This is a genomic window from Sphingomonas albertensis (assembly GCF_014358075.1).
Lineage (GTDB): Bacteria > Pseudomonadota > Alphaproteobacteria > Sphingomonadales > Sphingomonadaceae > Sphingomonas > Sphingomonas albertensis.
This window is the reverse complement of sequence record NZ_JACONT010000016.1, coordinates 17910-38772: the sequence shown is the minus strand read 5'-3', so window position 1 is coordinate 38772 and position 20863 is coordinate 17910. Positions and strand designations below refer to the sequence as shown.

At 66.1% G+C, this 20863-nt stretch carries 21 protein-coding genes and 1 tRNA gene; 9 read left to right on the top strand and 13 right to left on the bottom strand.

The genetic code is table 11. From position 1 onward, the window contains the following. Nucleotides 1–5: 5 nt before the first annotated feature. Together H8S47_RS09025 and H8S47_RS09020 are read right to left on the bottom strand one after the other, a co-directional pair. Nucleotides 6–323 carry a DUF3297 family protein gene (locus tag H8S47_RS09025; RefSeq protein ID WP_187503549.1) on the bottom strand — a complete coding sequence of 106 codons (318 nt, stop codon included), beginning with the start codon at nt 321–323 and terminating at the stop codon, nt 6–8. Between the two features lie 108 nt (nt 324–431). After that, nucleotides 432–824, bottom strand: a complete 393-nt coding sequence (locus tag H8S47_RS09020) for a hypothetical protein (protein WP_187503548.1) — start codon at nt 822–824, stop codon at nt 432–434. Between the two features lie 205 nt (nt 825–1029). On the opposite strand from H8S47_RS09020, the gene H8S47_RS09015 reads away from it, so the two are divergent. Both H8S47_RS09015 and H8S47_RS09010 read left to right on the top strand, forming a co-directional pair. Further along, nucleotides 1030–1719 carry a L,D-transpeptidase family protein gene (locus H8S47_RS09015; protein WP_235982716.1) on the top strand — a complete coding sequence of 230 codons (690 nt, stop codon included), beginning with the start codon at nt 1030–1032 and terminating at the stop codon, nt 1717–1719. A 133-nt stretch (nt 1720–1852) separates the two neighbouring features. Beyond that, nucleotides 1853–2845 (top strand): GGDEF domain-containing protein, encoded by a 993-nt coding sequence (locus tag H8S47_RS09010; protein ID WP_187503547.1) that lies wholly within the window; start codon nt 1853–1855, stop codon nt 2843–2845. A 209-nt stretch (nt 2846–3054) separates the two neighbouring features. On the opposite strand, the gene typA is transcribed toward H8S47_RS09010, so the two are convergent. The 3 genes from typA to H8S47_RS08995 all read right to left on the bottom strand — a co-directional run bounded on the left by typA (nt 3055) and on the right by H8S47_RS08995 (nt 7311). Further along, a complete protein-coding gene (gene typA, locus H8S47_RS09005; protein ID WP_187503546.1) occupies nt 3055–4899 on the bottom strand; it encodes a translational GTPase TypA in 1845 nt (614 codons plus the stop codon). Nucleotides 4900–4989: 90 nt separating this feature from the next. Next, nucleotides 4990–5967, bottom strand: a complete 978-nt coding sequence (locus H8S47_RS09000; protein ID WP_235982714.1) for a DUF2268 domain-containing protein — start codon at nt 5965–5967, stop codon at nt 4990–4992. A gap of 330 nt (nt 5968–6297) precedes the next feature. Further along, on the bottom strand, nt 6298–7311 hold the full coding sequence (locus H8S47_RS08995; protein ID WP_187503544.1) for a zinc-binding alcohol dehydrogenase family protein: 1014 nt from the start codon (nt 7309–7311) through the stop codon (nt 6298–6300). A gap of 152 nt (nt 7312–7463) precedes the next feature. Between H8S47_RS08995 and H8S47_RS08990 the strand changes: the two genes are divergently transcribed. From H8S47_RS08990 to H8S47_RS08980, 3 genes are all read left to right on the top strand, one after another. Then, the gene (locus H8S47_RS08990) at nt 7464–8675 is read left to right on the top strand and encodes a toxic anion resistance protein (RefSeq protein ID WP_133020402.1); all 1212 of its coding nucleotides are present in this window, start codon (nt 7464–7466) and stop codon (nt 8673–8675) included. 5 nt (nt 8676–8680) lie between these two features. Then, complete coding sequence (locus H8S47_RS08985) at nt 8681–9388, top strand: hypothetical protein (protein WP_187503543.1); 708 nt, start codon at nt 8681–8683, stop codon at nt 9386–9388. A gap of 475 nt (nt 9389–9863) precedes the next feature. After that, complete coding sequence (locus tag H8S47_RS08980) at nt 9864–10424, top strand: hypothetical protein (RefSeq protein WP_187503542.1); 561 nt, start codon at nt 9864–9866, stop codon at nt 10422–10424. Nucleotides 10425–10487: 63 nt separating this feature from the next. Here H8S47_RS08980 and H8S47_RS08975 read toward each other — a convergent pair whose 3' ends face one another. Genes H8S47_RS08975 through ubiA form a run of 3 tightly spaced genes read right to left on the bottom strand, consistent with a single transcriptional unit; the run spans nt 10488 to nt 13596 of the window. Next, nucleotides 10488–11252 carry a 3'(2'),5'-bisphosphate nucleotidase CysQ gene (locus H8S47_RS08975; protein ID WP_187503541.1) on the bottom strand — a complete coding sequence of 255 codons (765 nt, stop codon included), beginning with the start codon at nt 11250–11252 and terminating at the stop codon, nt 10488–10490. A gap of 46 nt (nt 11253–11298) precedes the next feature. Next, nucleotides 11299–12645 (bottom strand): TldD/PmbA family protein, encoded by a 1347-nt coding sequence (locus tag H8S47_RS08970; RefSeq protein WP_187503540.1) that lies wholly within the window; start codon nt 12643–12645, stop codon nt 11299–11301. Nucleotides 12646–12654: 9 nt separating this feature from the next. Beyond that, the gene (ubiA, locus tag H8S47_RS08965; protein ID WP_187503539.1) at nt 12655–13596 is read right to left on the bottom strand and encodes a 4-hydroxybenzoate octaprenyltransferase; all 942 of its coding nucleotides are present in this window, start codon (nt 13594–13596) and stop codon (nt 12655–12657) included. Nucleotides 13597–13678: 82 nt separating this feature from the next. Here ubiA and H8S47_RS08960 point away from each other — a divergent pair, with 82 nt between their 5' ends. The 3 genes from H8S47_RS08960 (at nt 13679) to H8S47_RS08950 (ending at nt 16474) form a co-directional block, all read left to right on the top strand. Further along, nucleotides 13679–13840, top strand: a complete 162-nt coding sequence (locus H8S47_RS08960) for a hypothetical protein (protein WP_187503538.1) — start codon at nt 13679–13681, stop codon at nt 13838–13840. Between the two features lie 422 nt (nt 13841–14262). Further along, on the top strand, nt 14263–15036 hold the full coding sequence (locus H8S47_RS08955) for a 16S rRNA (uracil(1498)-N(3))-methyltransferase (RefSeq protein WP_187503537.1): 774 nt from the start codon (nt 14263–14265) through the stop codon (nt 15034–15036). A gap of 64 nt (nt 15037–15100) precedes the next feature. Beyond that, the gene (locus H8S47_RS08950; protein ID WP_187503536.1) at nt 15101–16474 is read left to right on the top strand and encodes a glutamate--cysteine ligase; all 1374 of its coding nucleotides are present in this window, start codon (nt 15101–15103) and stop codon (nt 16472–16474) included. A gap of 111 nt (nt 16475–16585) precedes the next feature. On the opposite strand, the gene H8S47_RS08945 is transcribed toward H8S47_RS08950, so the two are convergent. After that, nucleotides 16586–17860 carry a methyltransferase family protein gene (locus H8S47_RS08945; RefSeq protein WP_187503535.1) on the bottom strand — a complete coding sequence of 425 codons (1275 nt, stop codon included), beginning with the start codon at nt 17858–17860 and terminating at the stop codon, nt 16586–16588. A 118-nt stretch (nt 17861–17978) separates the two neighbouring features. Between H8S47_RS08945 and H8S47_RS08940 the strand changes: the two genes are divergently transcribed. Then, a tRNA-Gly gene (locus H8S47_RS08940) sits at nt 17979–18052 on the top strand. A 53-nt stretch (nt 18053–18105) separates the two neighbouring features. On the opposite strand, the gene H8S47_RS08935 is transcribed toward H8S47_RS08940, so the two are convergent. The 4 genes from H8S47_RS08935 to H8S47_RS08920 all read right to left on the bottom strand — a co-directional run bounded on the left by H8S47_RS08935 (nt 18106) and on the right by H8S47_RS08920 (nt 20748). Then, nucleotides 18106–18546, bottom strand: a complete 441-nt coding sequence (locus H8S47_RS08935) for a helix-turn-helix domain-containing protein (RefSeq protein WP_187503534.1) — start codon at nt 18544–18546, stop codon at nt 18106–18108. A 20-nt stretch (nt 18547–18566) separates the two neighbouring features. Then, entirely contained in the window at nt 18567–19025 is a 459-nt protein-coding gene (locus H8S47_RS08930; protein WP_187503533.1) for a hypothetical protein, read from the bottom strand. A gap of 34 nt (nt 19026–19059) precedes the next feature. Further along, a complete protein-coding gene (locus H8S47_RS08925) occupies nt 19060–20007 on the bottom strand; it encodes a sigma factor-like helix-turn-helix DNA-binding protein (RefSeq protein ID WP_187503532.1) in 948 nt (315 codons plus the stop codon). Nucleotides 20008–20178: 171 nt separating this feature from the next. After that, complete coding sequence (locus H8S47_RS08920) at nt 20179–20748, bottom strand: Uma2 family endonuclease (RefSeq protein WP_187503531.1); 570 nt, start codon at nt 20746–20748, stop codon at nt 20179–20181. Nucleotides 20749–20863: the final 115 nt, after the last annotated feature.

Sequence of the window (20863 nt, the reverse complement as noted above, 5' to 3'; positions counted from 1 at the left end):
ATTGGTCAGCCTTCGTCTGTATCCGACGTGGCAGGGCGCTCGAACCAGGCTTCGACCGGGCCGACCAGCTTCAGCGTCAGGGGATTGCCGTTGCGATCCACCTTCTTGCCGAGCGCGACGCGGATCCAGCCTTCGGAAATGCAATATTCTTCGACGTCGTGACGCACCTTGTCCTTGAAACGGATGCCGATGCCGCGTTCGAGCTGCTCCTGCTGGAAGAACGGGCTGCGCTGGTTGATCGACAGGCGATCGGGGGGCGTGTCGCCGGTTGCGGCCGGGGTGGCGGCGGCTTCGGTCTCGGGGGTGTTTGGCGTGTCGGTCATGGTCGCGCGTCTAGCGGCAAGCGCCTGCCCCGCGCCAGAAAAAAGCACGTGATGCAAAAGAGGCGCCGGGATTGCTCCCGACGCCTCCTTGCACTCGGTGTGATCGGATCAGTTGCAGACCTGCACAGATACTCGGTCGCCGTAATAGGGATCGACGCGCCACTCGTTCCAACACCGCGGACGATAATCCTCGCGGTAATAGGTGCGAACCGGCGGGCTGTAATACGCCACCGGCGGCGGCGCGTAATAGCCACCATTGTAGTAGCCGCGGTCGTAATAGCGGTTGCGATTGTTGCTGCTCGCGATCGCTGCGCCGACACCCAGGCCAAGGATACCGCCCAGCACTGCCGCACCGGCTGCGTTACCGCCGCCACGATGGCCATGCCAGCCGCGGCCATAGCCGCCACGGCCCCAACGCTGCGCATCGGCCGGTACCGCCGCCGTCAGCGCGGTCGCTGCGAGGGCTACCCCCAAACCTGCCTTCTTCAAAAATCCGTTCATCATCCGAACTCCGTTACTGGTTACGCCCGGTCCGCCTGGGACAAACGCATAAGTGTCCGACCGTGTTTCAGGCTTTAGGCGATTCGGTCTGAACTGCGCCGGAACGGGCTGTTAACCCACGGTATAACTGTCTGGTCCCGCGCAGGGACACTCCGTAGCGGGGCACGTCTGGGCTTCGTTCACGAATATGGGATAGGGTGACGCCATGCGCAAAACCATGACGACGCGAGCGATCGCCTTTGCCGTTCTAGGGGGCAGCGCCGTACTGATCGGCGGGCTGGCCTTGTCGGGATCGCCGGTGAAGGTTCGCGCGACGGAAGCGCCGGCCCGGGTGGTCAAGGCGCAGGTTGCGCCGCCTGCCGCGAAAGCCGTGCCGAAGGCCGCAACCGTCCCCTCCCCTGTTATCGCCGCCGCGGCGGAGCCGGACGAGGGGTATGTCGTGAAGCGGGTGCTGAATGTGCCCGAGCCGCTGCGGCATGGCGCCTATTACTGGGATACGGAGGGCGTGCCCGAGGGGCCGATCGTGATCACCGTCGACCTCGTCGCGCAGACCTTGTCGATCTTTCGCGCGGGGTACGAGATCGGGACGGCTGCGGTGATCTATGGCGCGGACGAGAAACCGACGCCGCTGGGGGTGTTCAAGATCACGCAGAAGGACGCGCATCACGTGTCGAACCTATACGGCGCGCCGATGCCGTACATGCTGCGGCTGACCAATGACGGGATTTCGATCCATGGCAGCGCGTTGATGGAGGGGAAGTACGCGACGCATGGCTGCGTCGGGGTGCCGACCGCGTTTGCGAAGCTGATCTTCGGGCAGGTCAAGCTTGGGGATCGGGTGATCGTGACGAGTGGCGAGATGTTGTCGCGCGGCGGGCGGATCACGGCGGCTTGAGGAGGGCGAACCGTAATCGGTCTACCTTGTAAGCAACTAACACCCAAACTCGTTCTATCGCCATTCGCTCTTAACGGTTGAGCGAATATCCTCCCGTCATGGCAAAACGGGGCGGGCAAAACAGGCTCAAGGCATGACGACGACGATCGATATCTGGTCGCCGACGACGTCTGGAGAAACCTTCGACAAAGCGGCGCTGATCGAACGCGCACTCGCGCTGGCGGGAATGGGTGCCTGGAGCTGTGACCTGGCGGATTCGTCGCTGCTGTGGACCGCAGGGATCTACGACCTCTTCGGGCTGCCCGCGGACACACGGGTCGATCGGCGCGAGACCGTGGCGATGTACGCCGAGGAGTCACGCGAGGCGATGGAACGGGCACGCGCGCAGGCGATTGCGGACGCCGGGACGAGCGGTGACGCCAAGCGGGGCCGGTTTTCGGTCGATGCGGAAATCGTCCGGACCGATGGCGCGCGGCGGTGGATGCGACTGACCGGCAATGTCGTGGTCGAAGGCGGGCGGGCGCGTAGGCTTTACGGGCTCAAGCAGGACATCACCGACGAAAAGCTGCGCTGGGAGGCGATGCGGCAGCTTGCCGAGCATGACGCGTTGACCGGGCTCGCGAGCCGCGCGGTGTTCCAGAACCGGTTCCTCGATGCGCCCGCGGGCGGGTCTGGACTTGCACCGCTGGGGGCGCTGATCCTGTTCGACGTCGATGGCTTCAAGCAGGTCAACGACCGGCTCGGGCATGCCGCCGGCGATGCGTGCCTGCGCGTGGTGGCGGAACGGCTGGCGGCGGGGTTTCCGGACGCGCCGATGATCGCGCGGATCGGTGGGGACGAGTTCGCGGTGTTGGTCGGCGCGGAAACGCTGGGCGCGGCGCTCGAACTGCGGCTCGCGGCGGCACTGGCCGATCTGCGGATGCCGATCGTCTGGGCGGGAGAGATCCTGCGGGTCGGGGCGTCCGCGGGGATCGCGATGGCGGGCGACGGCTATGCCTATGATGCCGAGGCGATGTTCGCGGTGGCGGATGCGGCTCTGTACGCGGCCAAGACGGCGGGGCGGAACACGTTTCGGGTCGGGATGCCCGGCGGTGAGGTCGAGCAGGTAATGCGTTTGGTCGGGTAAGGATGTGACCTTGCGATCCTCCCCCGTCAGGGGGAGGATTGTTGGGCGAGCCCGTGCCGGAAATGTTTCCACAAACAAAAAGGCCGGAGGTTTCCCCCCGGCCTTTTTGCATTCTTAGCCCAGCGCGACCCGGCGAAGCCGTGCCGTCGGACCTCGCCTGAGCGAAGTCGGCCGAGCTTGTAAGCTTGGCCGGCTTCGCCGTGCCGGTCTCAGGCGCTCTGCTTAGCCCGGCTAGCGCGCTTGCGCTCGTTCGCATCCAGGAAGCGCTTGCGCAGGCGGATCGACTTTGGCGTGACTTCGACCATCTCGTCGTCGTCGATGTACGCGATCGCCTGCTCCAGCGTCGCGCGCTTCGGCGGGGACAGGCGGACCTGGTCGTCCTTGCCGCCCGACGCGCGGAAGTTGGTCAGCGCCTTGGTCTTCATCGGGTTGACCTCGAGGTCGTCCGGCTTGGCGTTTTCGCCGACGATCATGCCCTCATAGAGAGCCTCGCCGTGGCCCACGAACAGGATGCCGCGCTCTTCGAGCGGACCCAGTGCGTAGTTGTTCGCCTCGCCCGAACCGTTCGAAATCAGCACGCCGTTCTTGCGGCCCTCGATCGCGCCCTTGTGCGGACCGTACTTCTCGAACAGCCGGTTCATGATCCCCGTGCCGCGCGTGTCGGACAGGAACTCGCCATGATAGCCGATCATCCCGCGCGACGGCGCCGAGAAGGTGATGCGGGTCTTGCCGCCGGTCGACGGACGCATGTCGGTCATCTCGGCCTTACGGGTGTTCATCTTCTCGACGACGGTGCCCGAATGCTCCTCGTCGACGTCGATGATGACGGTCTCGTACGGCTCGGTCTTCTTGCCGTTCTCGTCCTCGCCGAACAGCACGCGCGGACGCGAAATGCCGAGTTCGAAGCCCTCGCGGCGCATCGTCTCGATCAGCACGCCCAGCTGAAGCTCGCCGCGGCCGGCGACTTCGAAGCTGTCCTTGTCGGCCGCCTCGGTCACCTTCACGGCAACGTTCGACTCGGCTTCGCGGAACAGGCGCTCGCGGATCATGCGCGACGTCACCTTGGAGCCCTCGCGGCCCGCCATCGGCGAGTCGTTCACGGCAAAACGCATCGACAGCGTGGGGGGATCGATCGGCTGCGCGTGCAGCGGCTCGGTCACCGTGATATCGGCGATCGTGTCTGCCACGGTCGCAACCGAAAGCCCGGCCAGCGAGATGATGTCGCCGGCCTTGGCTTCGTCGACCGGTACGCGATCGAGACCGCGGAACGACATGATCTTCGAGGCGCGACCCGTCTCGATGATCTTGCCGTCGTTGTTCAGCGCGTGGATCGGCTGGTTGGTCTTCACGGTACCCGAATTGACGCGACCGGTGAGGACGCGGCCGAGGAACGGATCGCGGTCGAGCAGCGTGACGAGGAAGGTGAACGGCACGCCGGCGACTTCCACGGCGGGCGGGGGCACGTGCTTCACGATCGTCTCGAACATCGGGATCAGCGTGCCTTCGCGCGCGTCCATGTCGGTCGAGGCATAGCCGTTGCGACCCGATGCGTAGAGCACGGGGAAGTCGAGCTGGTCGTCGTTCGCGTCGAGCGACACGAACAGGTCGAACACTTCGTCGAGCACTTCCTGGATGCGCGCGTCGTTGCGATCGACCTTGTTGACGACGACGATCGGCTTCAGGCCGAGTGCCAGCGCCTTGCCGGTGACGAACTTGGTCTGCGGCATCGCGCCTTCCGACGAATCGACCAGCAGGACGACGCCGTCGACCATCGACAGGATGCGCTCGACTTCGCCGCCGAAATCGGCGTGGCCGGGCGTATCGACGATGTTGATGCGGATGCTCTCGGACTCGCCGGGAGGAGTCCAGTCGACCGAGGTCGGCTTGGCGAGAATGGTGATGCCACGCTCTTTTTCGAGGTCGTTCGAATCCATTGCGCGCTCTTCGACGCGCTGGTTGTCGCGGAAGGTGCCGGACTGGCGGAAGAGCTGGTCGACCAGCGTCGTCTTGCCGTGATCGACGTGCGCAATGATCGCCACGTTGCGGAGGCTCATGAATGTATTCTCTTGATCGAGGAACGGGGTTGGCGCGCGCCATAGCGTAATTGTTGCGCCGCGGGAAGACGCAGCGGCATTTCGTCGCCTTTAGAGGGAACCTCCGCGGCGCTTGTATGTTCCGGCGGCGAGAATAGCACGGGGATCGCGGACCGCCAGCATTGCCCTCAGCGCGGCGTGCTTGTCGGGGGCGGCGGCATAGTAACGCTGCCAGATCCGCAGCCCCATCCAATAGCCGAGTTCGGGAGGCCAGCCGGCGGGCGGCGTGGAGTAGTTGCCGATCCAGCGGGCATAGGCCTTGGCTTCGGGCGAGCCTTCCTCGGGGTCGTCCTTGTCGGTGAGCTTGCGGGTGAGCGCGATGTCGGCCTGCATCTGGCGCCAGAGTTCGGCTTCGCGAAAGGTGGCCCAGGCGGCGCGGGCGGCGTCGGGCTCCTCGCCGGTGACGAGCTGGGCGATGAAGTCGGCGGCACCCTCTACGAGGATCGCGGTGAGCAAAGGGTCGCGGGCGAGCGTCATGCCCGCATCCTGCTGGAAGGAATGTACCGTCTCGTGCGCGAAGAAATGGCGGAGCGTCTGGCGGAGTTTCTCCGGGGTCGGCGACATGCGGCACAGCACTTCGAGCCCGAGCACCTGCGCGCCGGGTTTGGCGGTGCCGCCGGAGGTGTTTGCGCCGAAGACTATATAGACCTGCGGGAGCTTCACGTCGGGGAGTGCGCCGTGCAGGCCGAGATAGATCGCGCGGAGATCGGCGGTGGCGGCCTTGGCGGCGGGGAGGCAGGTCTTGATCGCCTGTGCATACCGCGTCGGGTTGGCGGCGATGGCGCGCGCGAGATTGTCCGCGTCGACGATCCGGCCGGGGGTGAAGACGCCGATCCCGAAACTGCCTTTGTCGAGATAGTCGCGCTTCAGTTGCGCGGCGGTGGGTCTGCCCTTGGTTTTGGCGAACAGCGCGGCGAAGCGGTCGGCGTCTTCGGTGTGGATCGTGGCGGTGAGCGGGTCGGCTGGCGGGGGACGATTCGTGGCGGCCGCGGGGAGGAGCGCAAGCGCGAGGATCAGCGGGCGGAGCATGGTGCGCAGCGTATCGTGTGTTTGCGCCGCCGCCAGTCTCATTCGGCGGTGAGATGCGCCTTCCGCCGAACCAATGCCGTTCCCCCGCGAACGCGGGGGCCCAGGGTCACAAGCGGTGTCGTCCCTGGTTCCTAGGCCCCCTCGTCCGCGAGGGAACGAGAAGAAGCGCTCCGCCCTCCATTCTATCCACCCCGGCGAAGGCCGGGGCCCAATTGGAAAGGTGCTAATAATGGAGCACCGCCATCCGTTAGCAACGTCCCCCCAATTGGGCCCCGGCCTTCGCCGGAGTGGTGGCCTAGGTTAACGGGACGCTCTGGAAAGTCGGAAGGCTCAGAATCCCTCCAGCACGATCTTCCCCTTGGCGGTGTGGCTCTCGATCCGCTCATGCGCCTTGCGCAAGTTCGCCGCGTCGATCCGCCCGAAATTCTCCGCCAGCGTCGTCCGGATCGTCCCCGCATCCAGCAGCCGCGCGACCTCGTCGAGCAACACCCCCTGCTCGCCCATGTCCGCGGTCTGGAACAGCGAGCGCGTGTACATCAGCTCCCAGTGGACCGAGATCGACTTCTGCTTCAGCGGCACGATGTCGAGCGTCTTCGGATCGTCGATCAACGCCAGCCGGCCCTGCGGCGCCAGCAGTTCGCCGATCTCGGCGATATGCTCGTCGGTATGCGTCGTAGAGAACACGAACCCCGGCGCGCCGAGCCCGAGCGCCTCGACCTGCGCGGCGAGCGGTTTGCGGTGGTCGATCACGTGATGCGCGCCGAGCTCCTCGACCCAGCCGCGCGTCTCGTCGCGTGACGCGGTGGCGATCACGGTCAGGTCGGTGAGTTGCCGCGCGAGCTGGATCGTGATCGAGCCGACCCCGCCTGCCCCGCCGATGATCAGGATCGCGTTCGCCGCGCCGGGGACGGGTTTGCGCACGTCGAGCCGGTCGAACAGCGTCTCCCACGCGGTGACCGACGTCAGCGGCAGCGCCGCCGCCTGCGCCCAGTCGAGCGACTGCGGCTTGTGGCCGACGATGCGTTCGTCGACGAGGTGATATTCGGAATTGGTACCGGGTCGGTCGATCGCGCCTGCGTAGAACACGTCATCGCCGACCTTGAACCCTGTCACGTCCGGACCGACCGCGACGACGACGCCCGATGCGTCCCAGCCGAGCACCTGCGGCGTGCCGTCCGGGTCTTCGCGACGCTGGCGGATCTTGGTGTCGACCGGGTTGACCGAAACCGCCTTCACCTCGACCAGCAGGTCGCGGCCGGTCGCCTCGGGCTTGGGGAGATCGAGGTCGACGAGCGACTGCGGATCGTCGATCGGGAGCGACTTGGTATAGCCGATGGCGCGCATGCTGGAACTCCTGTGATGTCGCCGACAAGCTGTCCACGCGGCCGCCCGGTTTCAAGGAGAGCAGTTGGCAAGCCTGAGTGTATTATCTATATACGCCACTTGAACGCGGGGCGGGTTGCAGCCACGATGCCCCACCGAACGGAGACACGAGCATGGCGACGACCCCGAACACGCTGACGGAAGAGCCGGGCCTGGTGTTGACCCCGCCCGATCCGGTGCCGACCGTCGCCGCCGCGAAGGCGTCCGGGCTGGTGCCCGTCGATGCCGGCGTGAAGTCGCAGCTTGAGGAGCGCGTGTCGGGCTTCGTCACCGATCTCGTCGCGCAGGACGTCAATTCGCCCGAGTTCGGCAAGCGTGTCGACGCGATTACCGCGATGGGCGCGAAGGAAATCCGCGAAGCCGCCGGCCAGTCGAACCGCTTCCTCGATCGCCCGGTCAAGGCGATGGATCAGGAGACCGGCGTCGGCAAGGATCTGGCCGAGCTGCGCCGCGTCGTCGAGGATCTCGATCCGGGCAAGAAGGGCAACCTCACCGCGCCGCAGAAGCTGTTCGGGATCATCCCGTTCGGTGGCAAGATGCGCAATTATTTCGACGGCTATAAATCGTCGCAGACGCACATCGCGCAGATCCTGAAGAGCCTCGGCTCGGGCAAGGACGAGCTGCTGATGGATAACGCCGCGATCGATACCGAGCGCGCGAACCTGTGGGCGGCGATGGGCCGGCTCGAGCAGATGATCCATCTGTCGAAGACGATGGACGCCAAGCTGGAGGACGTCGCCAACGACCTCGACCACAGCGATCCCGCCAAGGCGAAGGCGATCCGCGAGACGGCGTTGTTCTACACGCGCCAGCGCACGCAGGATCTGCTGACTCAGATGGCGGTGACCGTGCAGGGCTATCTCGCGCTCGACCTGGTCAAGAAGAACAATGTCGAGCTGGTGAAGGGCGTCGATCGCGCCTCGACCACGACCGTGTCGGCGCTGCGCACCGCGGTGACGGTGGCGCAGGCGCTGACCAACCAGAAGCTGGTGCTGGAGCAGATCACCGCGCTCAACACGACCACCGCGAACATCATCGATTCGACCGGCAAGCTGCTCAAATCGCAGACCGCGCAGATCCACGAACAGGCCGCGTCGGCGACGATCCCGCTGGAAACGCTGCAACGCGCGTTCCAGAATATCTACGACACGATGGACGCGATCGACGTGTTCAAGCTGAAGGCGCTCGATTCGATGAAGGTCACGGTCGGCGCGCTGTCGAACGAGGTCGACAAATCGCGTGGTTATATCGCGCGGGCTGAAGGCGCAACGCAGGGGCAGTTGGGCGGACCGTCGGCCAGCCCGTTCAAGCTGGAGGCGATGTAACCCTCGTGAGCGAAGTCGACGACGCCATCGCCAGCGCCCGCGCCTCCTGGTCGCGCATTTCGGACGACCGGACGGGCACCGCCATCGCGCGTACGCCATCGCGGGGGCGGGCGAGGCAGACGCAGGCGATCGGCAAGCGGCTGACCCGGATCGCGGTCGCCGACGTGGCGATCCTGATCGCGGCGATGGTGATCGGCTGGATCGTGCCACTCGGGATCGGCGGCGCGATGCTGGTGATGGCGCTGCTGGTCGCCGCGACGGTGCTGTTCGCGGTCTGGCCGGCGGAACGCGCGCCGACGCCGGAGCGGCTCGCGGCAGTCGACATCCGCGCCCTCCCCGCACAGACCGAACGCTGGCTGGAGGCGCAGCGCCCCGCCCTCCCCGCATCCGCGATGACGCTGGTCGACCGGATAGGCCTGCGTCTCGAAACGCTGACGCCGCAGTTGGCGACGCTCGACGCGAACACGCAGGAAGCGGTCGACGTGCGCAAACTGATCGGCGAACAATTGCCCGCCTTCGTCAAGGATTACGAAAAGGTCCCGGCGTCGCTCCGCACCACCCCGCGCAACGGCCGCACGCCCGACGCCGAACTGGTCGACGGCCTGAAGCTGATCGAGCAGGAAATCGGCGAGATGACCGCCCGCCTCGCGCAAAGCGACCTCGACAACCTCTCGACCCGCGGTCGCTTCCTGGAGATGAAGTACAAGGACTGAGCAGGTGAAACGCACCCGGCTCAGCGTCTGCCGCCGAAAGGCACGGTTCGTGTCGGAGGCGGATGCGCTAGCGGTGGCGCAAACCGGACGCGTGCCGCTCAGGGCGTATCGGTGCGACCGGTGCCTACACTTCCACCTGACCAGCCGCACGAAGGGCAGGCGCGTAGCTCTCGCGTTTCGGTAGATTTCCCTCAAGCCAGACCGTAATTGGCCGGATTAAAATCTGAATAACGGACATTGCCGGATCGCTAGCGTTGGGGCAGTTTGACGACATGACCGACGCGCGAACGTTCCTGATCAACAGCCTACAATGCGTTATCAATGGCGACGACTTGAAGAAAAGCGAGCTTGATGCCGCTATTCTCGATCATGCTACGTTGAGGACTTCTGGACGTGTGACATGGCATAGCTTGCTCTATTGCGCTGACCATAGCGGCACCCGAACGCGTAACGCTTTACCGAGGTCTGGGATTTGATGCCCGACAAGCACGATATCGCAGTTTGGTTCGGCGAACCTCCTGACGGCGTAGATTGGTTTCGGGCATTCGAAGCGTACGGTCATGCCATGACAGCCGCGTCCGCGCTTGAACAACTGATGGCGTTGATTATCGTGAAGGCAGAAGTGCTCAGACTTGGCGAGCGAGCTATGGCCGAGACGAACGCTGCCGAACACAGAGCGCTTATTACCAACGTGATGCGCGGAAACTTCGCCACGGTTCAAGGTCGTTTGCTTAGAGCATTCAAGCTGTCCGAATTGCTTCGGGACGCGCTAAGCATCGCCAAGGATGGCCGCGACTATCTGGCGCATAACTTCTGGCAGTGCCACATACATAACCTCTGGAGCGAGCGGGGCATCGATGTGATCGCAGGCGCTTGTGCCCTTACTGCAGACCATTTCCGAAAGGTTGCGAATGCGCTGATCGAAGAGACTGGCGTTGATGCTCAGGACTATATTGATATGATCCGCGCCAGACCCAAGGACGAAGCCTATTTTGAAGACTGGGAAAAGCTAACGTTTAATTCGCCAGCTCAATAACCTGCTGAAATTGTCTTTTCCTGCCCAGAAAAGATCGGACCACTCACCACCTTATCATTGCCGTCAACCCAGTACGGTGCGCGCCCGGTCGGCCAACCGTTCGACCGCCGCGCCGTGTATCCCCGGAATGCAGGCCAACACCCCGAACGCCTGCGGCCGCGGTTTGTTGAACACCAGCGGCGCGCCGAGCGCGTCGCTCACCGTCGCCCCCGCTTCGCTGGCGACCAGCACTGCCGCGGCGATGTCCCATTCGTTGCCCCAGCGGAGCGTCGCGACGAGGTCGGCTTCGTCGGCGGCGACCATGGCTATGCGGAGCGCGATCGAGTTGGGCTTGTGGACCATAACGAGGTCGCGGTCGGCTTTGGGGAGGGCGTCGACGGGGGTGCGGCTGCCGGCGAATTCGGTGCGGGTGCCGGTCTGGAGCGCCACGCCGTTGCGGGTGGCGCCCTGCCCGACCACCGCGCGCCAGTGCTCGTCGCGCGTGGGGGCGTCGAGGATGCCGATCACCGGGCGGCCGCGGTCGACCAGCGCGATCGAGACGCACCAGCCGGGACGGGCGCGGATATAGTCGCGCGTCCCGTCGATCGGGTCGACCACCCAGAGCAGGTCATGCGCGAGGCGGTCGGCGTTGTCGGCGGTTTCCTCGGAGAGCCAGCCTGCCTCGGGGAGCAGGGTCGACAGGCGGGACTTGAGCATCCGGTCGATCGCGATGTCGAGTTCGCAGACCGGGCTGCCGGGGGTCTTTTCCCAGCGCTGGAAATCGGTGTCGAAGCGGTCGTGCGCCATCGCGCCGGCCTCCATGGCGATCTTCGCGACGGCGTCGGCCATCGCGCGCAGCCATTCCGGCGACCGTTCCGGCCCGCGGCGGCGCGGGTCAGCCACTCGCCACCGTCATGCCCTCCACGCGCAGGGTCGGCACGTTGACGCCGTAGCGGAATTCGAGATCGTTGGCGGGGGTCATCGCGAGGAACATGTCCTTCACGTTGCCGGCGATCGTGAACTCCGCGACCGGCGTGGTGATCTGGCCGTTCTCGATGCGGAAGCCTGCCGCGCCACGGCTGTAGTCGCCGGTGACGCCGTTCGCGCCGCCGCCCATCAACTCGGTGACGTAGACGCCCGACGTGATGTCCGCGATCAGCGTTTCAAGCGGGACGTGGCCCGGTTCCATGAACACGTTGCTGGTCGCCACGCCGGGGCCGCCGCCGACACCGCGGGCGGCGTGGCCGGTGGGTTCGAGGCCGAGCTGGCGTGCCGAGGCGGAGTCGAGTAGCCAGCGTTCGAGCATGCCGTCCTCGATGATGTCGCTCGGCGAGACGGGGAGCCCCTCGCCGTCGAACGGACGCGAGCGCAGGCCGTGCGGGCGGTGCGGATCGTCGCGGATGGTGATGCCGTGCGCGAACACCTGGCTGCCGAGCGAATCGAGCAGGAAGCTGGTCTTCCGCGTGATCGCCTGGCCGGAGATCGCGCCGAGCATGTGGCCGACCAACGATCCGCCGACGCGGCGGTCGTAGACGATCGTGGTGGGGCCGCTGACGAGACGGCCGGGGTTGAGACGGGCCACCGCCTGTTCGCCGGCGCGGCGGCCGATCGCTTCGGGTGCTTCGAGATGCGCGCGGAGGCGGGCGCTGCTGTGCGCGTAATCGCGCTGCATGGTGCCACCTTCACCCGCCAAGACGCTGGCCGAAACACCGTAGCCCGTCGCGGCATAGGCGCCGGCGAAACCGTGGCTGGTGGCGAGTGCCCAGACGCTGCGCGAGGCGCTGGCGCCGCCGCCTTCGCTGTTCGAAACACCGGGGACGGCGCGGGCGGCGTCCTCGGCTTCGAGGGCTGCGTCGCGGAGTTGCTCGGGGCTGGCTTCGCCGCCGTCGTCGAGGCCTAGCATCGGGATGATGCCGTGGAGAAGGCGGTCGGCGGGGGCGAGACCGGCCCAGGGATCTTCGGGGGCTTCGCGTGCCATCGCCACCGCGCGTTCGACGAGCGCGTCCATCGCGGCGGTCGACAGGTCGGAAGTGGATACGCTGGCGGAACGCTGGCCGACGAACACGCGCAGGCCCAGATCCTCGCTTTCGGAGCGGCCGATATCCTCGAGCTTGCCGAGGCGGATCGACACGTCGAGCGCGGCGTCGGCGGCGAAGACCGCGTCGGCGGCGTCGGCGCCCGCCGCCCTCGCGCGCTGGACGATGTCGTGGGCGCGGTCGCGGGCTTGGTCTGGGGTCAGCATAGCAGCGACTTAAGGATGCAGGCTCGTGCCGACAACCACACAGGCTAGGAACATGAGCAGCCCGGCGAACCGGTTCGCGCGGAAGCGGGCGAGTGCGGCGGTGCCTGCGCCTTCGTGCGTGTCGGGTTTGAGGGTTGCGACCTGCCAGGCGAGGTGGAGCGCGGCGGGAACGAGCGCCGCGATCGCGAGCGGATCGGGGCGGACTTGCCAGAAGGCGGCGGCCCAGAGCGCGATCGCGGCGACATAGAAGGCGCCGACGCCGGTCTTGACGCGCGCGCCCATGCGGAGTGCGGACGAGCGGATGCCGATCATCGCGTCGTCCTCGCGGTCCTGCAGCGCGTAGATCGTGTCGTAGCCGATCACCCAGGCGATCGAACCCGCGTAGAGCAGCCACATCGGTGCATCGAGCGCGCCGGCGATGTCGCTCCAGCCGACCAGCAACGCCCAGGAGAAGACGATGCCGAGCCACGCCTGCGGCCACCAGGTGATGCGCTTCATGAACGGATAAGCGGCGACGGGGGCGAGGCTCGCGAGCGCGACGATCGCGGCGAAGGGGGTGAGTTGGAGAAGGACGATCAGGCCGATCAGGCAGAGCGCGACGAGCCAGATCCAGGCGAGCTTGATCGACACGAGGCCGCTGGGGATCGGGCGGGCGCGGGTGCGGGCGACCTGCGCGTCGAGGTCGCGGTCGACGATGTCGTTGAACACGCAGCCCGCGCCACGCATCGCGATGCTGCCGAGGAGAAGCCAGAGGATCAGGTCCCATCTTTGCACAGCGCCACCGGCGAGCGCGACGCCCCAGGCGCCGGGCCAGAACAGCAGCCACCAGCCGATCGGGCGGTCGAAACGGGCGAGAAGCGCCAGGCCGCGGAGGGTCGGCGGGAGGCGGCCGACGAGACCGCGATGCTCGCTGTCAGGGACGATTTCCGCGTGGCTCGGCTGGGTCTGCATCCTGCGGGCGTAGGAAGACGGGGTTTGGCGCGCAAGCCTTTGCCGGCTACCGGTGAGGCGTGTCGCGTATGGAGCCTCTTTTGTGATCGGCCTTTCGGTCGCGGTCGGGCGATTCGTCGAGGCGTTGTTCTGGGGAATTTTCCGGGTCGCCGGGGCGGTGGCTGGGGTGTTGATTCTCGGCGTCGTGGTTTTGATTGTTGCGTGGGTGGTGGCGCGGAAGATGTGGGCGCGGCGGAAGCGCTGATCTCAAGATGTGGGCGCAAGGAAGCGCTGATCTCAAGATGTGGGCGCAAGGAAGCGCTGATCTCAAGATGTGGGCGCAAGGAAGCGCTGATAATCTCCCCTCCCTGGAGGGGGGGTCGGGGGTGGGTCGGCTGCTTGGCGAGCGTCTCGGCAATTACAGGCCGACCCACCCCCAGCCCCTCCCCTCCAGGGAGGGGAGCTAGACGGTGCGCAAAATCCTCCCCGGCACGGGGAGGGGGACCGTTCGCCATTGGCGAAGGGTGGAGGGGGATCGCCCCGAACGTAACGCTGGCGGAAGGCGAGACACGCGCGGGCAACCCTTGTGGAAAACGCTGAACGCTAGCGTGACGCCTGTGGAGCCCCCCTCCACCAGCTGCGCTGGTCCCCCTCCCCGTTCCGGGGAGGATTTGCTAGAGGCGAGTTATGCCTGCAACTCCCGCCTGGCCGCCGCAATCCACGCCGCGCCTCTTCGTCGACAGCCCCCTCGCGCTCGGTCCGCTCCACGTCGACGGGCCAGCCGCGCATTATCTCGTCGGGGTGATGCGGATGAAGATCGGCGATCCGGTGAAGCTGTTCGACGATCGGACCGGCGAATGGCTCGGCGTCGCCGCAAGCGTCGGCAAGCGCGACCTGACGCTTGACGTCACCGAGTTGCTGCGGCCGCGCGAGGGTGTGCCTGATCTGTGGCTGTGCGCCGCGCCGCTCAAGAAAGGCCGCGTCGACTGGATGGCGGAAAAGGCGTGCGAGCTGGGCGTCGCGCGGCTGCAACCCGTCGTCACGCGGCGGACGATCGTCGACAAGCCCAATACCGATCGCCTGCGGACGCAGATGATCGAGGCGGCCGAGCAATGCGGGCGCACGGCGCTGCCCGAGGTGACCGAGCCGGTGAAGCTGGCCGCCCTGCTCCGGGACTGGCCCGCCGACCGCGCGCTGTTCTTCGCGGACGAGACCGGCGGTGTGCCTGCGCTGGAGGCGATGCGATCGCGACCCGGCCCGGCGGCGATCCTGATCGGGCCCGAGGGCGGCTTCGATGCGGACGAGCGCGAGGCGATCCGCGCGCATCCGCAGGCCGTGGGGATTGGACTGGGGCCGCGCATCCTTCGGGCCGAAACAGCGGCGGGTGCCGCCGTCGCGTTATGGATGGCGGCCGCTGGTGACTGGAGCGCCGACTGGAGCGCTGATCGGGCGGGTGCATGACATTGATACCGATTGGTCCGAATCCCCTCTAGCCCCCCCGTTCATCGGCGCGTAAGGCGCGATGATGACGACCAATTCCGCTCCGCCCAAGACCAGCCCGACGATCGAGTCGCGCGACCAGTTGATCGCCAGCTTCGCGGCGGGCGAAAAGCCGAAGGACGCGTGGCGGATCGGCACCGAGCATGAGAAGTTCGTCTATGCGAACGGCGATCACCACGCGCCGTCCTATGACGAGCCCGGCGGCATCCGCGCGCTGCTCGGCGAGCTGGAGCAATATGGCTGGAAGCCGGTCATGGAAGGCGGCAACGCGATCGCCATGTCGGGCCCCGACGGCAGCATCAGCCTGGAGCCCGCCGGCCAGTTCGAGCTGTCGGGCGCGCCGCTCGACTCGTTGCACGAAACCTGTGCGGAGACCGGGCGTCACCTCGAGCAGGTGAAAGCCGCGGGCGAGAAGCTCGGGATCGGCTTCCTCGGGCTCGGCATGTGGCCGGACAAGACGCGCGTCGAACTGCCGATCATGCCCAAGGGGCGCTATGCGATCATGCTGCGGCACATGCCGCGCGTCGGCAGCATGGGGCTCGACATGATGCTGCGGACCTGCACGATCCAGGTGAACTTGGATTACGCGTCCGAAGCGGACATGGTGAAGAAATTCCGCGTCGGGCTCGCGCTCCAGCCGCTCGCGACCGCGCTGTTCGCGAACTCGCCGTTCACCGAAGGCAAGCCGAACGGCATGCTGTCGTACCGCAGCCATATCTGGTCGGACACCGATCCGCACCGCACCGGCATGCTGCCGTTCGTGTTCGAGGAGGGGTTCGGCTACGAGCGCTATGCCGAGTATGCGCTCGATGTGCCGATGTACTTCGTCTACCGCGAGGGGAAATATATCGACGCCGCCGGGCTGTCGTTCCGCGATTTCCTGAAGGGCGAATTGTCGGTGCTGCCGGGTGAGAAGCCGACGCTCGACGACTGGACGGATCACCTCTCGACCGCGTTCCCCGAGGTGCGGCTGAAGACCTTCCTCGAGATGCGCGGCGCCGATGGGGGGCCGTGGAACCGGATTTGTGCGCTGCCGGCCCTGTGGGTCGGGTTGCTGTACGATCAGGGCGCGCTCGATGCGGCGTGGGACCTGGTCAAGGACTGGACGATCGACGAGCGCCAGACGTTGCGCGACGCGGTGCCGAAGCTGGGGCTGGATGCGCCGATCTCGGGCGGCGGCAAGCTGCGCGACATCGCGGGCCAGGCGCTCGATATCGCCGGGGCCGGGCTGACGGCGCGGGCGCGGTTCAACCGGGCTGGCGACAACGAGAGCGGCTTCCTCGATCCGCTGCGCGAGATCGTCCGCAGCGGCAAGGTGCCGGCGGAGGTGCTGCTTGAGAAGTATCACGGCGTCTGGGGCGGCGACGTCTCGAGGGTGTACGACGAGTCCAGCTTCTAACTGCTCCCCTTCCGCTTGCGGGAGGGGTCGGGGGAGGGCTTGGCCGCAGGCGTCTCGGCTGACGGCCTCTGTCAGCCCCTCCCCTAAACCCCTCCCGCAAGCGGGAGGGAATTAGCCGCGCAACTTTGCGAAGAGCCGCGGAACCAGGCCGTTGCGGGTCATCCAATCGAAATAGACGCGATAGTCCGGGTCGAGCTTCAGATGCCGCTCCTCGGTCTTCGCGCGCCAGTAATAGACGCCGCTGACCGCCGCCATCAGCAGGGTCGAGCGCGCGGCGTCGACGACGCTGCCGAGCGTCAGCACCGGGATCGTCGAGATCCACCAGAACACGTTCTTCGACAGATAGGCGGGATGGCGCGACACTGCGTAAGGACCGTGCGTCAATATCCCCCGGTTGGTGAGGTTCGAGAAGCGGAAGCCGAACGCCATCGTCGCCCACGCATAGATCGCGGTCAGTCCGACCAGGGTCGCGCCGATCAGCGCCAGCAGGATCGGATGCCCCTGGAACCAATAGGCCCAGTCCGACGTGCCGGGATGATAATCGAGCGGCCCGCCGGGGGTCATTAGGATGAACGGCGGGTAGCACATCAGTGCAGGCATCCATGCCGCCGCATACGGGTTTGCGCTGCGGATGTGTGAATCGAGGGGGCGGAAGGTCAGCAGATAGCCGACCGTCGCGAACGCCACGTCGATCAGGAACATCAGCGTCACCAGCCAGCTCGCCAACGCGACCGGATCGCGCAGCACCGATGCGACATCGCCGCGGACGAAATCGCCGAACCCCGGCGGCACGATCGCGAGCATGAAGGCGAGGAAGAAGGTCTTCACCCCCCAGGCGCGGAGATGGCCGTAGATCGCCTCGCGGTCGACACCCGCCTGCCCCGTCATCCACGCGCCGAGATGCCAGGCGCCGTCTCGCGGCTCGACCAGATAGCGGTCGATCCACAGCACGTACGGGATGGAGGCGACGAACAGGATCGGTGCGGCATTGGTGAAGCACCACATCGCGAACGCGAAATTGCCCTGCCAGTAGAAACGCCCGGCACCATAGATCACTGCGATCCCCGCCCAGGTCGCCCATAGCCCGACCAGCTTGGTGAGGCTCAGGTCGAGCGTCTCTCGCAAGGGCTTCCCCGCAGACCAGTCGATGCCGGTACTCGGGCTCAGATGGACCTTGTCGACCAGCAGCGACCAGACGATCATCGGTGCGCCGCACGCGGCGACGTTGATCAGCGCCGAATAGGGCCCGTCCATGCCGAAATGCCGCGCGATGCCGATCCAGACGAGCACGCCGACGAGCCCCGCCAAGCCCGCGCCGTGGCTGACCGCCGACTTGGGTCGGGGATCGCTGGTGGCAGGAACGGCAATCGCTGGGTCGTGATCCATGCCGGCGACCTAGCGCAATATGGTAATGAAGGCATGAAGCATGTTCGGGGGCGACCACACGGACGCTTGCGCCGGGCGCGTCGCGACGCTAGTTCCACCCCTCGCTCACATGCGTCGGGCGGGTATAGTACAATGGTAGTACAGCAGCCTTCCAAGCTGAATACACGGGTTCGATTCCCGTTACCCGCTCCAAATCGGCACCGCCGATCCTAACCTCGGCAGCGCCAGTCTAGCGTCCGCTACCTTCATTCCGCGATGAACTGCGCCAACAGGCTTGCCATGCGCCGTCGACCGAGCACCGTCAGCCGTACGTGCGAACGCCGACCGTCGCGTTCGTCGCGCGTCCGTTCGACCAGATCCGCATCCTGCAGCATCGTCAGATACCGCAGCGCAGTCGCCGAGGGCGCGCGCGCGCCGATGCAGACCGCCGACACGCTGAGCTGGCGACGCTCGTGATCGGAAATGAACAGGTCGAGCAGGATATCCCATGCGGGTTCCGAAAACAGCGCTTCGCCGAGAAGTTCGTCACGAATCTTCCTGACGGTGTAGAGCCGCTTGGCAACCTCCACCAACGCCGGCGACGACACTCCACCCGGCGGCGGATCGGCGACGGCCACGTTGACGGCGGGCAGGAAAGCCACGCGTTTGGCGGCCGTGATGGGCACCACGGCAATTGCGTAAGTCATAAACGTCTTCCGAATATGCTTCAGCGGAGGGTCGGGTCTTGGCGACTCCAGTCGAGATCCCAGCCACGGGCCCGGATCCTGCGCGAGTGCCTGACTGTCCCGATCACGAGAAGCAGGACGATGGGATAGCTCCAGGCCGCGGAGAGGACGGCATAGACGAGCCGGATGACGTCAGGACTGATCGCCCGGGCCAGATGAGCCCCCGTCCCCAACGCGTGGAGCGCAGTGGCCCAGGCTGGCCAGAACCGATCCGCCTTGAGCGTGATCGCGACCATCGCCGCGAGCAGGATCAGGTCGACGATCAACACGCCCGCCTCCAGCCCCGCGAACAGGAACGGAACATTCCGCTGAACGAGGCCGGTGGAAACCGCCGCGAGCAGCAACGCCAATCCCGTCAACCGCTCCGGTGCGCCACCCCGTAGGAGGGCATAGCCGGACGCGGCCACCTGTATCGCGTAGAACAGCCAGACCCGATCCAACTCTTACCTCCAAAGCAGGACCGAAACCGGCCGTTCAGGCCACCGCTGCCAGGCGAACCGGGCCGTCGGCACGAAGCGCGCCTTCGTTGGGCGGACATTCCGCGGTATCACCATACCCATAGAACTGACCGAGCCCGATCTCCGCGCGGACATCGACCAGCGCGCGATGTGCTTCGACGAAGCGTTGCCGCGCGTTGATGATGTCGAGCGATGCCTGCGAGAGCATCTGCAACGCCATCACGCCGGTACCGACCGGCAAGTTGGCGGCGGCCCGCTGCTGCAACAGCGTCGATACGCACGATGCGGCGAGCATCGCTGCGTGATCGACCGCAGCCTCGGCCTTCAGAAAATCGACCGTGACCTTGTCGGTCGCCTCACGTCGCTGTTTCAACATCGTCGTTCTCCCCGATGGCGCCGTCGTTGCGGCACCGTGTACCGGAGCATTGCGGTCTCGGTTCGATCGCAACAGGCTGGTCAACGTCATCGCCATGTTCACGAGTGCCATCGACGCGACGGCGATCAAGACCATGAGTACGATCAGTCGGACTATCCTGTCGCCAACCGAAAACCGATTGCGCGCCGCTCCCGTCGATCCACTCGCTCCGGACAGTCCGAAGAAGCGGCGAACAAGCCCCCACGGCTCGATCTGAGCGCTGTCTGGGGCGTTGGAGGGGGGGATGGGAACGTCGATTGGTTCGGATGGTAGCCGTTCGTATGCGGACGCCGGCGCGTCGGGCTGGGCTTCTTCGCGAACCGGCACGGTCTCGCCAGGCGCGCCGCGCTCGTGCTCCTCGAGACGTCGTGCCGCCTCGAACCGCGTGCCAACGCCGAGGACCTGGATGGCACGCTCGATCCGCTTGTCGATCGCTGATGGCGACACACCGAAGATCGCCGCGATCTCCTTCGAATTATGATGGGTCAGCACCAATCGCAGGCAGGCGCGCTGGGCCTCGGTCAACTGATCGATACGTCCTGCGGTCATGGCAGGGTGGTAGCGTGAACGCGCGACGGTTGCACCCTTCACTTACAGCATAATGGAGTTCCTTCGGCACGACGGCGCAAAGCGTTGGAACTGGCAGAGACTCCGGTGCTGTATGGCGTAGTCCTCCCCAATCTCTTGCCGGCGATGAGCAAACCGAGGAAGTCGAGCGCCTCAATCGCGGGCGAATATCTCGTCGTGCGGGATAGTGAGGTTCAGCGACGGGATTTGGAGATCGGTTCCATTGGGCAGCCAGTCGTCGGTCCATCCGCCGCTCGGCGTGCGCCGGACCAAGCGGATGCGTTCGTCGATCGGGTCGACGAGGACGATCTCGCGAGTGCCCTCGAGTTCGCGGTATTCCTCGAGCTTGACCTTCTGGTCGTAGGACGAGGTCGATGGCGACAGGACCTCGAACACGACCTGTGGGTCGCCGAGCAGCTGCTTGCGCTCGTTGCCGGGCGCCGACGGGGCGTTGCAGTAGATGCTCAGATCGGGGAACCGTATCGACCGCTCGCCAGTGCGGGTGGCGAAGTCGGAGCCGTAGGGGCGGCAGCCCGTGCCACGCAACTGGGTGTGCAGATACGTTGCGAGGTTCATGGCGATCCGGGCATGAACCTCGTTCCCGCCAGCCATCATGTAGATCAGGCCGTCTTCGAGTTCGGCTCTCGCGCCGCCGAAATCCATGGCGAGGAATTCGTCGACTTCGACTCGGCGGTAGGCGGGATCGAGGCGGAGGGCGGTCATGGACGAGAAGGTATACCCTTAGCGCGGACAAACAAAGGGCCGGGGATTGCTCCCCGGCCCTTTGCCTTGGTCGTTCTGGTCGGAACGGAGGACCGGCAAAGCCGGCCCTTTTCGT

Excerpts from the sequence above, each read along its gene's own strand:
- H8S47_RS08990 (WP_133020402.1), top strand. The coding sequence starts at position 7,464 with ATGGCGACGACCCCGAACACGCTGACGGAAGAGCCGGGCCTGGTGTTG.
- H8S47_RS08935 (WP_187503534.1), bottom strand. The coding sequence starts at position 18,546 with ATGACTTACGCAATTGCCGTGGTGCCCATCACGGCCGCCAAACGCGTG.
- H8S47_RS08995 (WP_187503544.1), bottom strand. The coding sequence starts at position 7,311 with ATGCGCGCCATCGGCTATACCAAGTCGCTCCCGATCGACGATCCGCAG.
- typA (WP_187503546.1), bottom strand. The coding sequence starts at position 4,899 with ATGAGCCTCCGCAACGTGGCGATCATTGCGCACGTCGATCACGGCAAG.
- ubiA (WP_187503539.1), bottom strand. The coding sequence starts at position 13,596 with ATGCAGACCCAGCCGAGCCACGCGGAAATCGTCCCTGACAGCGAGCAT.
- H8S47_RS08955 (WP_187503537.1), top strand. The coding sequence starts at position 14,263 with ATGCCTGCAACTCCCGCCTGGCCGCCGCAATCCACGCCGCGCCTCTTC.
- H8S47_RS09010 (WP_187503547.1), top strand. The coding sequence starts at position 1,853 with ATGACGACGACGATCGATATCTGGTCGCCGACGACGTCTGGAGAAACC.
- H8S47_RS08970 (WP_187503540.1), bottom strand. The coding sequence starts at position 12,645 with ATGCTGACCCCAGACCAAGCCCGCGACCGCGCCCACGACATCGTCCAG.
- H8S47_RS08920 (WP_187503531.1), bottom strand. The coding sequence starts at position 20,748 with ATGACCGCCCTCCGCCTCGATCCCGCCTACCGCCGAGTCGAAGTCGAC.
- H8S47_RS08975 (WP_187503541.1), bottom strand. The coding sequence starts at position 11,252 with ATGGCCGACGCCGTCGCGAAGATCGCCATGGAGGCCGGCGCGATGGCG.
- H8S47_RS08950 (WP_187503536.1), top strand. The coding sequence starts at position 15,101 with ATGACGACCAATTCCGCTCCGCCCAAGACCAGCCCGACGATCGAGTCG.
- H8S47_RS09020 (WP_187503548.1), bottom strand. The coding sequence starts at position 824 with ATGAACGGATTTTTGAAGAAGGCAGGTTTGGGGGTAGCCCTCGCAGCG.
- H8S47_RS09000 (WP_235982714.1), bottom strand. The coding sequence starts at position 5,967 with ATGCTCCGCCCGCTGATCCTCGCGCTTGCGCTCCTCCCCGCGGCCGCC.
- H8S47_RS08980 (WP_187503542.1), top strand. The coding sequence starts at position 9,864 with ATGCCCGACAAGCACGATATCGCAGTTTGGTTCGGCGAACCTCCTGAC.
- H8S47_RS08925 (WP_187503532.1), bottom strand. The coding sequence starts at position 20,007 with ATGACCGCAGGACGTATCGATCAGTTGACCGAGGCCCAGCGCGCCTGC.
- H8S47_RS09025 (WP_187503549.1), bottom strand. The coding sequence starts at position 323 with ATGACCGACACGCCAAACACCCCCGAGACCGAAGCCGCCGCCACCCCG.
- H8S47_RS08945 (WP_187503535.1), bottom strand. The coding sequence starts at position 17,860 with ATGGATCACGACCCAGCGATTGCCGTTCCTGCCACCAGCGATCCCCGA.
- H8S47_RS09015 (WP_235982716.1), top strand. The coding sequence starts at position 1,030 with ATGCGCAAAACCATGACGACGCGAGCGATCGCCTTTGCCGTTCTAGGG.